Source organism: Microbacterium sp. CFH 31415, assembly GCF_022538185.1.
Lineage (GTDB): Bacteria > Actinomycetota > Actinomycetes > Actinomycetales > Microbacteriaceae > Microbacterium.
On record NZ_JAKYXC010000001.1, the window covers coordinates 168,342 to 181,466 of the forward strand.

The window sequence follows — 13,125 nt, forward strand, 5'->3', positions numbered from 1 at the left end:
TGTCGCCCTCGTCACCGATGCCGCCGGCGTCCCGCGAGAAGACGCGTCCGAGCGTCTTCTGGCCGCTCGCCGCTATCGCCGCCCCGCTCATCGCGCTGATGTTCAAGCTCGAGATACAGGGCGCTGAGAAGCTCCCTCGCGAAGGCGCGTACGTGCTCGCGCCGAACCACTACTCCGAAGCGGATCCGCTGGCCGTGGCCCTGGCCGTCTGGAAGGCCGGCCGCGCGCCGCGCTTCATGGCGAAGGAGAGCCTCTTCCGGGTTCCCGTGCTCGGCGCGGTCCTGCGCGCGACGGGCATGGTCCCTGTCGCCCGGGCGTCGTCCGCGGCATCCGCTCGACAGACGCTCGAGACCTCCGAGACGCTCGTCCGTCTCGGGCGCGGCGTGATCGTGTACCCCGAAGGCACGCTGACCCGTGAGCCCGATCTGTGGCCGATGCGCGGGAAGACGGGCGCCGTGCGGTTGGCACTGGCCGATGACATCCCGGTGATCCCGATGGCGCACTGGGGCGTGCAGCAGGTCATGCCGAGGTACGGCAAGCTGAAGGTGTGGCCGCTCCGACGACGCGTGCGGGTGCTCTTCGGCGACCCGGTCGACCTGACCGCGTATCAGGCAGAGGGCCCGGTGAACCTCGCGGGCGCGACCGACAGGGTGATGGCCGACATCGCCGAGCTCCTCGCGCAGCTGCGCGGCGAGTCCGCTCCCGCGGAGCGCTGGAACCCGGCAGATCACGGTCAGAAGGAGACGGGACGCCTTGAGCCGTAGACAGGATGCTGCACGCCCGCGCGTCACCGTGATCGGAGCGGGGAGCTGGGGCACGACGTTCGGCAAGATCCTCGCCGACGGAGGGGCCCACGTCACGATGTGGGCGCGTCGCCCCGAGCTTGCCAGCGAGATCCAGGAAGCCAAGCGCAACAGCGAGTACCTGCCCGGCATCAACCTGCCGCGCACCATGACGGCGACGCATCATCTGTCGGAGGCCCTCGACGGCGCGGATCAGGTGTACCTCTCGATCCCGAGCCAGGCGGTGCGCCAGAACCTCAAGGCGGTGCGCCCCCTCGTGTCGCGCACCGAGGTGCCGATCGTCTCGCTCATGAAGGGCGTGGAGCGGCGCACCGGGCTGCGCATGAGCCAGGTGATCGAACAGGAGCTGCACTGCGACCCCGCCCGCATCGCGGTGGCGTCCGGGCCGAACCTCGCCCTCGAGATCGCACGCGAGCAGCCGACGGCCGCCGTCATATCGTCGACGAGCCAGGAGACCGCCGACGCGGTCGCGCGCCGCGCCCGCAACGGCTACTTCCGCACGTTCGTGAACACCGACGTGATCGGCACCGAGTTCGGCGGTGTGCTGAAGAACCTCATCGCCGTCGCGATCGGCATCGTCGACGGCGTGGGCTACGGCGAGAACACCAAGGCGTCGATCATCACGCGCGGCCTCGTCGAGATGACCGACTTCGCGGTGGCCTTCGGCGCGCACCCCGAGACGCTGCAGGGCCTCGCCGGACTCGGCGACCTCATCGCGACATGCCAGTCGCCCCTCAGCCGCAACAACACCGCCGGGCGCCTGCTCGGTCAGGGCTATCGCTTCGACGACGTCGTGAAGCAGATGAACCAGACGGCCGAGGGCCTCGCCTCCGTGGCGCCCATCCTCCAGCTCGCACGAGAGGTCGGCGTCGACATGCCGATCGTCGAGCAGGTCAAGATGGTCCTCGATGGCACGATGAACCCGCGCGACATCGCGCCGCATCTCACGACGGACGACGACACCCCCAAGGGCGAGAGGACTCAGAATGGACAGGCCGGCGGTGGCGGTGCTCTTTGGCGGTCGATCCAGCGAGCACTCGATCAGTTCCGCAACGGCGGGCGGGGTGCTGCGGGCGATCGATCGTGATCGCTTCCGGGTGATTCCGGTCGGCATCACCCGCGACGGCGTGTTCGTCCTCGAGGACGACGATCCCGGCAAGTTCGCGCTGGACGCCGAGCGCCTCCCCGAGGTGGTCGACAACGGCACGCGCGTGCTGTGGCCCGAGGGCGGCGGCGATCGCGCGCTGCGGGTGCGCCGCGGCGACGGGTCGATCGACGAGCTGGGCGAGGTGGATGCGGTGCTGCCGATCCTCCACGGCGTCCACGGCGAGGACGGAACCGTGCAGGGCTTCTTCGACACGCTCGGCATCCCTTATGCCGGCGGCGGTGTGCTCGACTCGGCGCTGTGCATGGACAAGCACTTCATGAAGATCGTCCTGGCGGCGGCCGGTGTGCCGGTGTCGCCGTCGATCACGGTCACGCGCCGCCAATGGGACCTCGACCCCGAGCGGGTGCGAGCGGATGCCGCGGCCCTCGGCGAGCCCACGTTCGTCAAGCCTGCGCGCGCAGGGTCGAGCGTCGGCGTCTCGAAGGTGCACGACGCGTCCGAGCTCGCGGCCGCGCTCGAGCTCGCGTTCGCCGAGGACGACAAGGTGCTCATCGAGACGGCGATCGTCGGCCGCGAGGTCGAGGTCGCGATCCTCGAGGGCCGCGCGGGTGCGCGTGCGCGCGCATCCCTCCCCGGTGAGATCGTCCTGACGACCCGGGAGTTCTACGACTTCGAGGGCAAGTACCTCGGCGGAGACGGCGCAGAGGTCGTGTGCCCGGCCGATCTGACCGCCGACGAGATCGCGGCGATCCAGGAGCTCGGCGTGCGCGCGTTCGAGGCCGTGGGCGGCCAGGGGCTCGCCCGCGTCGACTTCTTCCTCACCGCCGATGGGCTGTACGTCAACGAGCTCAACACCATGCCCGGCTTCACGCCGATCTCGATGTTCCCGAAGTGCTGGATCGCATCGGGCGTCACGTACCCCGAGCTGATCTCCGAGCTCATCGACACCGCACTCGAGCGCGCGGCGTAGTCCTCCGCCTCGCTACGCGCCGTCGGCGTCGCCGCGGGAGACGCACGTCGAGCCGTCCGCGGGGAGGCGCGACACGACGACCGACAGCGCGTCGAGCACTTCGGCGCTGGCGACGACATCGTTGTCGAGGTAGACCTCGACGGCCGGAACACGGCCGTACGACGTCACCCGGTACTTCGGGGCGTCGGTCTCGTCGATGACCCAGTCGACGCCGTTCACCGTCTGGCAGGGGAGCGTCGTGGGTCCGAGCGGATCGAGACCGCAGGTGAGGAGGACGGCGGCGGGGTCGCCCCAGGCCGCCGTCGCCTGCGCGTCGGTCCACCTGCGAGCCTGTCCGTCGAGGGCGCCGGGAAGCGCGACCGAGACGTCGGCGCACGCCGGGTCGTTCGATCCGTCGGCGGGCCGCATCGACACCGTGCTCGCGCATCCGGCGAGCGTGGCGGCGACGGCGATGGCCGGCACAGAGGCGAGAAGGCGGCGCGCTCGGGTCACCCTCCCAGGCTACCTTGGAGGGATGACTGGCTCCGATCCGCGCGTCGGCGACCTGACCGAGGGCGCGGTCCTCCGCGGCATCCTCGAGCGGCTCCCCGCATCGGGCGCGCTGGTCGGGCCCGGCGATGACGCCGCGCTCCTCGCAGCCCCCGACTCGCGCGTGGTCGCCACCGTCGACACGCTCGTGCACGGACCCGACTTCCGTCTCGCGTGGTCGACTGCGTACGACCTCGGCTGGAAGTCGGCGGCGGTCAACCTGGCCGACATCGCCGCGATGGGGGCACGACCCACCGCGCTGCTCGTCGCCCTCGCGATGCCCGACGACACCCGGCTGTCCTTCGTCGAGGGGCTCGCCGACGGCCTCCGCGCGGCGTGCGACGCGCTCGCCCCCGGATGCGCCGTCGAAGGCGGCGACCTCACCGTGTCGGACACGCTCACGATCGCAGTGACCGCGCTCGGCTCGCTCGACGGGCGGACGCCTGTGCTGCGGTCGGGTGCGCGCCCGGGTGACGTCGTCGCGGTCGCCGGAACGCTCGGCAGGGCCGAGCGCGGGCTGCGCGTGCTGTTCGATCGATTCACGGATACCGCGGGCACGCCGGTTCCCGTCGACGAGAGCGTCCTGTCCGCGGACGAGCGGGCCGATCTTGCCGTGCAGCTGCGGCCGGCACCTCCGGTGGCGCTCGGTGCTCGGGCGGCGCACGCAGGAGCGACCGCGATGATGGACGTGTCGGACGGGCTCGTCCTCGACGCGTCGCGGATGGCCGCGGCGTCCGGAGTCACCGTCTCTCTCGACTCCACCGCGCTCGGGGCCGACGCCTCCTCCGCGCTCTCCGGCGGCGAGGACCATGGACTGCTCGCGACCTTCCCCTCGGGCGCCTCGCTGCCGGACGGCTTCCGGGCGATCGGCGAGGTCCGGGCTCGCGGCGCCGATCCGGTGATCGTCGACGGGAGGCCGTTCGACGGCCGCAGCGGCTGGGATCCCTACCGGGACTGGGACGCCGGCCGGGGGTGAGTCAGTCGCTGCCCGGCTCCGCCGGCCGCGACCACCACAGTGCGGTGTCGCCGTAGCGCTTCATGCGATCCGCGACGAGTCCCGCCGGGAGGGTCGGCTCCGGGGAGCGCTTCGCGCGCTCCACGACCACGGTCGCGTGCGCGGAGAGCGCAGGAGCGAGCAGCTCCAGCACATGGGTGAGCTCATGCTCGCCGAGATCATATGGCGGATCGATGAACACGATGTCGAACGGGCCGGGCGCCGTCTGCAGGTAGGCGAGGACGGACGTGCGGTGCACGGTCATCGGGGCCTCGCGGGATCCGAGCGCCTTCGCCACGCGCGCGATGTTGCGCTGGACCACTCCGGCCGCGCGCGGTGCCTTCTCGACGAGGTCTGCGCGCGCCGCGCCGCGGCTGATCGCCTCGAGCGCGAGTGCTCCCGACCCGGCATAGAGGTCCAGCACCGCTGCGCCGCGAAGGGCTTCGGCCGACTCCAGCGCGCCGAAGAGGGACTCGCGCACGCGGTCGCTCGTCGGCCGGGTGCCGGCGTCGGGGACCTCGAGCGTGAGGGATCCGGCCCGTCCGGCGATGATGCGCGTCACACGCCCACGATAGCCGCGCAGGTCACGCCGCCGCGGACGACGGGTCCTCCTCGCGCAGGCGGGGCTCGGTGCGCAGTTCCGGCCGGAGGCCCGACTTGTCGGCGTAGAACGCACGGATGACGTCCATGTCGGCACGGACGTCGCCGGACAACTCGATCGTCGGTCCGAGGCCCGTCGTCATCGTGGTGCGGTCGACGTAGCCGAGCGTGACCGGCAGGCCCGCGTCGCGTGCGATGCGGTAGAAGCCCGACTTCCAGTAGTCGCCCGTGCCGCGCGTGCCCTCGGGGGTGACGACGAGCCCGAACGTCTCGCCGCTGCGAATGCGCGCGACGACGTCGCTGACGACGCGCGACGGGTCGGAGCGGTCGACCGGGATGCCGCCCAGCTTGCGCATGACGGGTCCGCGCCAGCCGCGGAAGAGGCTCGACTTGCCGAGCCAGCGCACGTGCATGCCCAGGCGCCACGCGATTCCGAGCATCAGGACGAAGTCCCAGTTCGAGGTGTGCGGCACCCCGAGGAGGACGGTCGGTCGGGTGGGGGCCGGCTCAGTGGACAGGGTCCAGCGGCTGCAGGCCCAGTACACGCGGGAGATGAGTCGGAGCATCCCGCCACCGTATGCCAACTGCCTGGGCTGACGCCGAACTCGGCGGGGTCGCCGGTCGAATCTAGACTCGACGCATGCCGTCGTTCTCCCTCGAGTCCCGTCTCGACGGCGCCGTCGGGGGCAAGACCGCGTCGGCGCTGGAGCGCGCGTTCGGTATGCGCACCGTCGGCGACCTGCTGGCGCACTACCCTCGCCGCTACGCCAAGCGCGGCGAGCTGACTCCCATCTCGTCGCTGCCCGTCGGCGAGCCCGTCACGATCGTGGCCGAGGTGCGGCGCGCGAACGAGCGCCGCATGCAGAATCGCAAGGGTTCGATCCTCGAGGTGACGATCAGCGACGGCCACGGCGATCTGGCGTTGACATTCTTCAACCAGTCGTGGCGCCTGAAAGAGCTGCAGACGGGGCGGCGCGGCATCTTCGCGGGCAAGGTGGGGGAGTACCGCGGCACGAAGCAGCTGGCGCATCCCGACTACGAGCTGTTCGACGACGAGGCGACCGCGCGTCTCACGGCGGAGGCCAACGCCCACCTTCCGATTCCGATCTATCCAGCGACCAGCACGATCGCCAGTTGGCAGCTGACGAAGATCATCGCGCTCGTGCTCGACGGTCTGGGCCCCGTTCCCGATCCGCTTCCCGACGAGCTGCGGGTCCGTCATGGTCTGCTCGCGGCGCGCGAGGCGATCGAGCGTATCCACCGTCCCGATTTCGAGGAGCAGATCGAGCGCGCGCGCAGCACGCTGCGGATGCACGAGGCGTTCGTGCTGCAGGCGGCGCTGCTGCAGCAGCGGGCATTCGTCCGCGCACTGTCGGCCACGCGCCGCGCGCCCGGCGCGCTGCTCGAGCGCTTCGATGAGGCGCTGCCCTTCCCGCGCACCCCCGACCAGCGCAGCGTGGGGGAGCAGATCGAGCGCGATCTCCAGGGCGACTGGCCGATGAACCGGCTGGTGCAGGGCGAGGTCGGCTCGGGCAAGACGCTCGTCGCACTGCGCGCGATGCTGCAGGTCGCCCAGAGCGGCGGGCAGTCGGCGCTGATCGCGCCCACCGAAGTGCTCGCCGCACAGCACCTGCGCTCGATCGCGCGGATGCTCGGTCCGCAGCTCGCGCCCGAGCTCATGCCGACGCTCCTGACCGGGCAGATGCCCGCGGCCGAGCGACGCAAGGCGGCGCTGCGGGCCGCGTCGGGCCAGGCGCGCATCGTCGTCGGCACTCATGCGCTGCTGAGCGAGAGCACCACGTTCGCCGACCTCGGCCTCGTCGTCGTCGACGAGCAGCACCGCTTCGGGGTGGAGCAGCGCGAGTCCCTGCGCGCGAAGGGCTCGTCTCCGCATGCGCTCGTGCTCACCGCTACCCCGATCCCGCGCACCGTCGCGATGACGGTGTTCGGCGACCTCGACGTGTCGACGATCCGCACGATGCCGGCTGGGCGTGCGGGCATCCAGACGTTCGTCGCGCCGCTGGCCGAGAAGCCGGCCTGGTTCGGGCGCGTGTGGGACCGCATCGCCGAGGAAATCGCGCAGGGCCGGCAGGCGTTCGTCGTGTGTCCCGCGATCGACGCCGAGAAGCTCACCAAGGACGACACCGCCGACGAGCCGGTACCCGACGACGCCGGCGCGACCCGCACCCGCTGGGGCGTCGTGCAGGTCGCCGACCTGCTGTCGAGGCATCCCGCGTTCTCGGCCATCCGGGTCGAGATGCTGCACGGCAAGATGCCGTCCGATGAGAAGGACGCGGTGATGCAGGCGTTCGCCCGCGGTGAGGTCGACGTGCTGGTCGCGACGACCGTGGTCGAGGTCGGTGTCGACGTGCCGAACGCGTCGACGATGGCCATCCTCGAAGCCGACCGCTTCGGCGTGTCGCAGCTGCACCAGCTGCGCGGGCGCGTCGGACGAGGCGGCGTTCCGGGTCTGTGCCTGCTCGTGACCGAGGCGGGAGCCGGTTCTCCGGCGCGGGAGCGAGTGGACGCCGTCGCCGCGACCCTCGACGGGTTCGAACTCGCCGAGGTCGACTTGGAGCTGCGCGGCGAGGGCGATGTGCTCGGTGACGCGCAGTCCGGCGCGCGCTCGTCGCTGCGGCTGCTGCGCGTGGTGAAGGACGCCGACATCATCGCCGAGGCGCGGATCGCCGCCGAGGCGGTGCTGGTCGACGATCCTGCGCTCACCCGTCACCCCGGTCTCGCCGCTGCGCTCGAGCGCCGCGTCGGCATGGAGGAGCGCGCGGCCCTCGCGAAGAATTGAATAGGCTGGCCGAATGAACAGCCGGATCGCCGTCGTCCCCGGATCCTTCGATCCGCCGACCCTCGGTCACCTCGACGTGATCCGACGCGCAGCCTCGCTCTACGACCAGCTCCATGTGCTCGTCGTGCACAACCCGGGCAAAGAGGCGATGCTGCCCATCGCTCAGCGCCTGACTCTGCTCGAGCAGTCCATCGCAGACAGCGATATCGACGGCGATGTCGTCGTCGCTTCGTGGAGCATGGGCCTGCTCGTGGACTACGCGACGGACGTTGACGCCGGGGTGCTCGTGAAGGGCATCCGCTCGCAGGTCGATGTCGCGTACGAGACGCCGATGGCGATCGTCAACCGGCACCTCGCGCACGTCGAGACCGTCTTCCTGCTGCCCGATCCCGCGCACGCACTCGTGTCCAGCTCGCTCGTGCGCCAGGTGGCCTCGCTGGGCGGCGATGTGTCGCCGTTCGTGCCGCCGGCGGTCGCGCGCTTCCTCGACACCGGCTCCCGCGACCTCTGAACCCGGCCGACAGCCGCACGCGGCCCTCGCACAGGACCGCGCCGCTACGATGGTTCATCGTGGCCAGACAGCATGTGACGGGTCCGTTCGTGATCCGCGTGAGAGACATCGTCCGCCGTCCCGGCGAGATGCGGGAGTTCGACTTCGAGGCCCCCGCGCCGGAGAAGTGGGGCGAGGGACTGGTGTCGGTCGACGCCGGCGTGCCGCTCGACCTCGACGTCCGGCTCGAGTCCGTCCACGAGGGCATCCTGGTGTCGGGAAGCGCAGCAACGGAGTACTCCGGGGTCTGCGGACGCTGCCTCACCGACATCACCGAGCCGCTCCAAGTCGAGTTTCAGGAGCTTTTCGCGTATCCTGGTGAGGAAGCAACTGACTTCGAGGTTCAAGACGACCACGTGGATCTTGAAACTCTGGTCAGGGATGCGATTGTCCTGTCGCTTCCGTTTCAGCCGGTGTGTCAGCCGGATTGCCCCGGCCTCGATCCGGCCACGGGTGAGCGGCTGACCGGCAGCACCGGCCCAGAGCAGGGCGAGTCCCTCGATCCTCGCTGGGCCGCGCTCAAGGACTACACCACAGACCACGACGAAGAAGCACCGCGCCTCCGCGTCGAGAACACAGAAGAGAGCTAGCCATGGCAGGTAACCCCCCGAAGCGGAAGGTCTCCCGCTCGAACACGCGCTCGCGTCGCGCCCAGTGGAAGGCAGCGCCCATCACGCTGACCACCACCGTCGAGAACGGCAAGAAGGTCTACAGCCGTCCTCACCAGGCGAAGGTCGTCACCGACTCGCAGGGCACCGAGCTGTTCCTCGAGTACAAGGGCCGCAAGGTCGCCGACGTCTGATCGCCGCCCCGGCGACATGACCGACGTCATGGATGAGCGCCTCGCGCTCACCGAGCTCACGCAGAAGCTCGGGGTCGACATAGACCCCGAGCTTCTGTCGCTCGCCCTGACGCACCGGTCCTGGGCGTACGAGAACGGGCAGGTCCCGCACAACGAGCGCCTCGAGTTCCTCGGCGACTCCGTGCTCGGGCAGGCCGTCACGGTACGCCTCTTCACCGGGCACCCCGAGCTCGAAGAGGGCGCACTCGCGAAGCGGCGGGCGAGCGTCGTCTCGACTGTCGCCCTCGCTGAGATCGCTCGCGGCATCGGCCTCGGCGCGCACCTCAAGCTCGGCCGCGGTGAAGACTTGACCGGCGGCCGCGACAAGGACTCGATCCTCGCCGACACCACGGAGGCGATCATCGGCGCGGCGTATCTGTCGGCCGGGCCCGACGCCGCGACCGGATTGGTGCTTCGTCTCGTCGAACCGCTGCTGGCCGATCCCGAGCGCTACGGCGCCGCGATGGACCCCAAGACGAGCCTGCAGGAGCTGGCCGCGCACGCCGGCGTCCAGCCTCCGGCCTATTCGGTCTCGTCGACCGGCCCAGACCACGACCGCCAGTTCACAGCCACCGTGGTGGTCGGCGACGTCACAGCGCAGGGCGCCGGGACGAGCAAGAAGCAGGCCGAGATGGCCGCGGCGCTGCGCGCCTGGCAGGATCTCAGCGGGCGTGCCTGAGCTCCCCGAGGTCGAAGTCGTCCGAGCCGGCCTCGCCCCCGCGGTGACCGGCGCCGTTGTGCGGGGTGTCACGGTGCTGGACGATCGCGCGCTGACGCGCCACGCCGGCACCGGAGCCGAGTTCGAGACCGCGCTCACCGGGCGCACCATTCGCGCCGCCGCCCGACGCGGCAAGTTCCTGTGGCTCCCGCTCGATGATGGTGGTGGACGACCACCGCTCGAGGCGGTCGTCGGCCATCTCGGCATGAGCGGCCAGCTGCTGCTGCGAGCTCCGGGCGCCGCGCCCGAGCGCCACGAGCGGGTGCGCATCGACCTCGAGCACCCGACGCACGGCGAGGTCTCCGTCGTGTTCGCCGACCAGCGCACATTCGGTTCGCTCGCGATCGACGAGCTCATCCCGACGCCGGACGGGGCTCCGGGCGGGCTCGGGGCGGCCGAGGCATCCGTCCCTCGTCAAGTCGCGCACATCGCGCGCGATCCGCTCGATCCGGCATTCGCGGATGTCGCGTTCCGCCGCGCCCTCGTGCGCAAGGAGTCCGCGATCAAGCGCGTGCTGCTCGACCAGACGGTCATCAGCGGGGTCGGCAACATCTACGCCGACGAGTCGCTGTGGGCCGCCCGCATCCATCCCGAGACACGTGCGGCCGACCTCGCCACACGGGCGGTCAACCGTCTTCTCGGCGAAGTGCGCCACGTGCTCGACAAGGCGCTGGCCGAGGGCGGCACGAGCTTCGACGCGCAGTACGTCAACGTCAACGGTCAGGCCGGCTACTTCGCCCACTCGCTCAACGCGTACGGCCGCACCGGGGAGCCCTGCCCACGCTGCGGTCGCCCGATCGTCCGCGTGTCCTTCACGAACCGATCCAGCCACTTCTGCCCGCATTGTCAGCGGGTGCCGCGGCCCACGGGCCGGTGAGGACGCGACGCACCGCGTCCCCACCGATACGCCCTCACAGGACGAGGGTCTTCTTCCACGCACCCGCGTATGAGGCCGGCACGAAGCCGATCGCCTCATTGATGTCGAGCATGTGTCGGTTCTCTTCGGCGTTGAACGTCGAAACCCGTGGTGACTCGGGCATGACCTCGCGCCAGCGCAGCAGGTTCGCGCACTTCACGATCGTTCCGAGGCGGCGTCCGCGGTGCTCCTTGAGCACCAGCGTTCCGTACTGCTGCGTCGCACCCGAGTGGTCCTCCGAGATGACGAGCTCGTTGTACGCCGCGATGGCGCCGGTCGGGATGTGCTGCACGGCGGCCACCGAGACGGTGAGCCCCTGTGCCCGCTGGCGGGCGTCGCGACGCTCGACGCGCGCGGCATCCCAGTGCTGCTCGTCGACGACCATGCCGCCGCTCGGCGCATCGGTCGACATCCGCGCGAGCACCTCGGCGAACCCGTCGCGGTGCTCGGGCGGGGTCGGAGCGGTCCAGGTGACCAGGCGGTACTCGTCTCCGGCGATCTCCCGAGCCTCGCCGAGCATGCGCTCGACGAGGGAGAAGTCCCCGGTCAGATCGAAGACGCTGTTGCGCTCGACCTGCTCGAGGCTGAACCCGTTCGCAAGCGCGAAGAGCGTCGGACCGTCGTCGGCCGGTATCTCGCCCCACCCGGTCGACGGGGCAAGCTTCCGCCCCGGGGTACCCGGGCGGTGCAGCGTCCAGGTCTGGATGATCGCCAGCCCGCGGTCACGCGCTTCGCGCTCGACCTCCGCCAGCAGCAGCTCTTCGGCACCCTGCCCTCGCACCGGCGGCGGGTCGACCATGAGATCGAACTCGAGGGCCTGGGCGTCAGGTTCGTTCGAGATCATCATCCGCACGGCCCCGAGGATCACGCCCGCGCGCTCGGCCGCGAACGCCGGCTGGGTCCAGTCCGACTGGTCCTGCATGAACCCGAGCATCTCCTCGGGCTCTTCGCGCAGGTAGTCGTGGCCCGCGTCGTGCAGGCACACCGCGTTCCCGATCCGCACCAGCTCGAGGAACGGGCCGGCGTCGGCGGCATCCAGTGAGTCGGGGACGACGATGGGCCGGACGGTGATGGCCGGAGCCTCGGTGACACTGCTCATGAGAGCACCTTCTTCCATGCGCCCTCGTACGAGATCGGCACGAAGCCGATCGCCTCGTTGATGTCGAGCATCGGGCGGTTCTCTTCTGCGTTGTAGGTGATGACCCGAGGCGAGTCGGGCGCGATGTCGCGCCACGACAGCAAACCGGCGCACTTGACGAGAGTGCCCAGCCTGTGGCCGCGGTGCTCCTTGAGGACGAGGGTGTCCTCCTGATGGCTGGCCTCGGTGCGGTCCTTGCCGACGACGAGTTCGTTGAAGGCGCACAGCTCACCGGTTGCGATGTCCTGCGCCGCGGTCACCTGGATGGTGCGACCCGAATCGGTGTACTTGGAGTCGTGCTCGGCGATGCGCGCGGCATCCCAGGTCTCCTCGTCGAACTCCAGCCCCGCGGACGGGGCGTCGGTGACCATGCGGGACTTCATCCACGCATAGCCGTCGACGTACTCCGGCGGCGTCGGGGCGAACCACTGGACGACGCGGTAATCGGATGCTGCGGCCTGCGACTCGGCCATCAGCTGCTCGACGGTGTCGAACGGCGTCCGCAGGTCGAAGGCGCTGCAGCGCTCGACCTGCTCGAGTGTGTAGCCGTGCCGCTGGAAGAACCGGGCGCCGTGATCCTCGGGGATGTCTCCGAAGCCGGTGGGTGGAGCAAGTCGCGGGCCGTCAGCAGCAGGATGCTCCGCCCAGGCTTGCAGGACGTTGCGTCCGTTCTCCTGTGCGAAGCGCTCGAGCAGCTCGTACGCGGCGGAGCCGACGCCCCGGCCCCACGACTCACGGAGCAGTTCGATGAGCCAGAACGCGACCTTCGAACCGTTCTCGAGCGGGAGGTCGCATCCGACCCGCCCGATGACGGCGCCGTCGTCCACGATGAGCCACATGTGACGTCGTTCGTACTCGTTCGGCTGGAAGTGGGGGAGCAGCTCGTCGGCCGGGATGCTGTGGTCGCCGTGGCCGGAGATTTCGCGGTACACGAGGTTGCGCACCCGCACCATCTCGACGAAGTCGGCGGCGTCGGGTGCATCGATGGATTCCGGGACGATCAGCGGCCGGAACTCGATGTCGGTGAGTGTGTTCATGATGCGTCTTTCGGTGGATGCGGAGGAAGTGAGGGAGGGGGTCCCGCCCCCCGGGGGGGGGGGGGGGCCCCCCGCCCGGCCGGGCCGGGCGCGAGGAGGGGCACCCGGGGGGTTGCCGGGTA

15 protein-coding genes are annotated in these 13,125 nt (G+C 70.5%); 10 read left to right on the top strand and 5 right to left on the bottom strand.

The features are described 5' to 3' along the window. The first annotated feature begins 17 nt into the window (after positions 1–17). From MK786_RS00835 to MK786_RS00845, 3 genes are read left to right on the top strand one after another with little or no spacing between them, the layout of a single operon-like run. Complete coding sequence (locus tag MK786_RS00835; protein ID WP_241110390.1) at positions 18–764, top strand: 1-acyl-sn-glycerol-3-phosphate acyltransferase; 747 nt, start codon at positions 18–20, stop codon at positions 762–764. Further along, entirely contained in the window at positions 754–1,890 is a 1,137-nt protein-coding gene (locus MK786_RS00840) for an NAD(P)H-dependent glycerol-3-phosphate dehydrogenase (RefSeq protein WP_241110370.1), read from the top strand. Before MK786_RS00835 ends, MK786_RS00840 begins: the two co-directional genes overlap by 11 nt. Continuing rightward, positions 1,790–2,881 carry a D-alanine--D-alanine ligase family protein gene (locus MK786_RS00845; RefSeq protein WP_241110371.1) on the top strand — a complete coding sequence of 364 codons (1,092 nt, stop codon included), beginning with the start codon at positions 1,790–1,792 and terminating at the stop codon, positions 2,879–2,881. The genes MK786_RS00840 and MK786_RS00845 overlap by 101 nt, the downstream gene beginning before the upstream one ends. A gap of 12 nt (positions 2,882–2,893) precedes the next feature. Here the strand turns inward: MK786_RS00845 and MK786_RS00850 are convergent, their stop codons facing one another. Further along, a complete protein-coding gene (locus MK786_RS00850) occupies positions 2,894–3,373 on the bottom strand; it encodes a DUF3515 family protein (protein ID WP_241110372.1) in 480 nt (159 codons plus the stop codon). A gap of 22 nt (positions 3,374–3,395) precedes the next feature. Between MK786_RS00850 and thiL the strand changes: the two genes are divergently transcribed. Next, the gene (gene thiL / locus MK786_RS00855) at positions 3,396–4,385 is read left to right on the top strand and encodes a thiamine-phosphate kinase (RefSeq protein WP_241110373.1); all 990 of its coding nucleotides are present in this window, start codon (positions 3,396–3,398) and stop codon (positions 4,383–4,385) included. A gap of 1 nt (position 4,386) precedes the next feature. Here the strand turns inward: thiL and rsmD are convergent, their stop codons facing one another. Together rsmD and MK786_RS00865 are read right to left on the bottom strand one after the other, a co-directional pair. Further along, a complete protein-coding gene (rsmD, locus tag MK786_RS00860) occupies positions 4,387–4,965 on the bottom strand; it encodes a 16S rRNA (guanine(966)-N(2))-methyltransferase RsmD (protein WP_241110374.1) in 579 nt (192 codons plus the stop codon). A gap of 22 nt (positions 4,966–4,987) precedes the next feature. Next, positions 4,988–5,569, bottom strand: coding sequence for a 1-acyl-sn-glycerol-3-phosphate acyltransferase (locus MK786_RS00865; protein ID WP_241110375.1), 582 nt, complete (start codon positions 5,567–5,569; stop codon positions 4,988–4,990). Positions 5,570–5,643: 74 nt separating this feature from the next. Here MK786_RS00865 and MK786_RS00870 point away from each other — a divergent pair, with 74 nt between their 5' ends. The 6 genes from MK786_RS00870 (at position 5,644) to mutM (ending at position 10,789) form a co-directional block, all read left to right on the top strand. Then, on the top strand, positions 5,644–7,803 hold the full coding sequence (locus MK786_RS00870; protein ID WP_241110376.1) for an ATP-dependent DNA helicase RecG: 2,160 nt from the start codon (positions 5,644–5,646) through the stop codon (positions 7,801–7,803). A 13-nt stretch (positions 7,804–7,816) separates the two neighbouring features. Next, positions 7,817–8,314 carry a pantetheine-phosphate adenylyltransferase gene (gene coaD, locus MK786_RS00875; RefSeq protein WP_241110377.1) on the top strand — a complete coding sequence of 166 codons (498 nt, stop codon included), beginning with the start codon at positions 7,817–7,819 and terminating at the stop codon, positions 8,312–8,314. A gap of 74 nt (positions 8,315–8,388) precedes the next feature. Next, positions 8,389–8,943: a DUF177 domain-containing protein gene (locus MK786_RS00880; RefSeq protein WP_241110378.1), complete on the top strand. Its 555-nt coding sequence runs from the start codon at positions 8,389–8,391 to the stop codon at positions 8,941–8,943. Positions 8,944–8,945: 2 nt separating this feature from the next. After that, positions 8,946–9,155, top strand: a complete 210-nt coding sequence (gene rpmF, locus MK786_RS00885; protein WP_241110379.1) for a 50S ribosomal protein L32 — start codon at positions 8,946–8,948, stop codon at positions 9,153–9,155. A gap of 16 nt (positions 9,156–9,171) precedes the next feature. Next, positions 9,172–9,873 carry a ribonuclease III gene (rnc, locus tag MK786_RS00890; protein WP_241110380.1) on the top strand — a complete coding sequence of 234 codons (702 nt, stop codon included), beginning with the start codon at positions 9,172–9,174 and terminating at the stop codon, positions 9,871–9,873. Beyond that, a complete protein-coding gene (gene mutM, locus MK786_RS00895; protein ID WP_241110381.1) occupies positions 9,866–10,789 on the top strand; it encodes a bifunctional DNA-formamidopyrimidine glycosylase/DNA-(apurinic or apyrimidinic site) lyase in 924 nt (307 codons plus the stop codon). Before rnc ends, mutM begins: the two co-directional genes overlap by 8 nt. Before the next feature lie 34 nt (positions 10,790–10,823). Here mutM and MK786_RS00900 read toward each other — a convergent pair whose 3' ends face one another. Together MK786_RS00900 and MK786_RS00905 are read right to left on the bottom strand one after the other, a co-directional pair. Further along, a complete protein-coding gene (locus MK786_RS00900) occupies positions 10,824–11,927 on the bottom strand; it encodes a GNAT family N-acetyltransferase (RefSeq protein ID WP_241110382.1) in 1,104 nt (367 codons plus the stop codon). Continuing rightward, positions 11,924–13,003: a GNAT family N-acetyltransferase gene (locus MK786_RS00905; RefSeq protein WP_241110383.1), complete on the bottom strand. Its 1,080-nt coding sequence runs from the start codon at positions 13,001–13,003 to the stop codon at positions 11,924–11,926. Before MK786_RS00905 ends, MK786_RS00900 begins: the two co-directional genes overlap by 4 nt. Positions 13,004–13,125: the final 122 nt, after the last annotated feature.

Bases quoted from the DNA above. Each gene is read 5' to 3' on its own strand.
- rpmF (WP_241110379.1), top strand. From the start codon at position 8,946: ATGGCAGGTAACCCCCCGAAGCGGAAGGTCTCCCGCTCGAACACGCGC.
- thiL (WP_241110373.1), top strand. From the start codon at position 3,396: ATGACTGGCTCCGATCCGCGCGTCGGCGACCTGACCGAGGGCGCGGTC.
- MK786_RS00905 (WP_241110383.1), bottom strand. From the start codon at position 13,003: ATGAACACACTCACCGACATCGAGTTCCGGCCGCTGATCGTCCCGGAA.
- MK786_RS00835 (WP_241110390.1), top strand. From the start codon at position 18: ATGCCGCCGGCGTCCCGCGAGAAGACGCGTCCGAGCGTCTTCTGGCCG.
- MK786_RS00870 (WP_241110376.1), top strand. From the start codon at position 5,644: ATGCCGTCGTTCTCCCTCGAGTCCCGTCTCGACGGCGCCGTCGGGGGC.
- MK786_RS00865 (WP_241110375.1), bottom strand. From the start codon at position 5,569: ATGCTCCGACTCATCTCCCGCGTGTACTGGGCCTGCAGCCGCTGGACC.
- rnc (WP_241110380.1), top strand. From the start codon at position 9,172: ATGACCGACGTCATGGATGAGCGCCTCGCGCTCACCGAGCTCACGCAG.
- coaD (WP_241110377.1), top strand. From the start codon at position 7,817: ATGAACAGCCGGATCGCCGTCGTCCCCGGATCCTTCGATCCGCCGACC.
- MK786_RS00845 (WP_241110371.1), top strand. From the start codon at position 1,790: ATGGACAGGCCGGCGGTGGCGGTGCTCTTTGGCGGTCGATCCAGCGAG.
- MK786_RS00900 (WP_241110382.1), bottom strand. From the start codon at position 11,927: ATGAGCAGTGTCACCGAGGCTCCGGCCATCACCGTCCGGCCCATCGTC.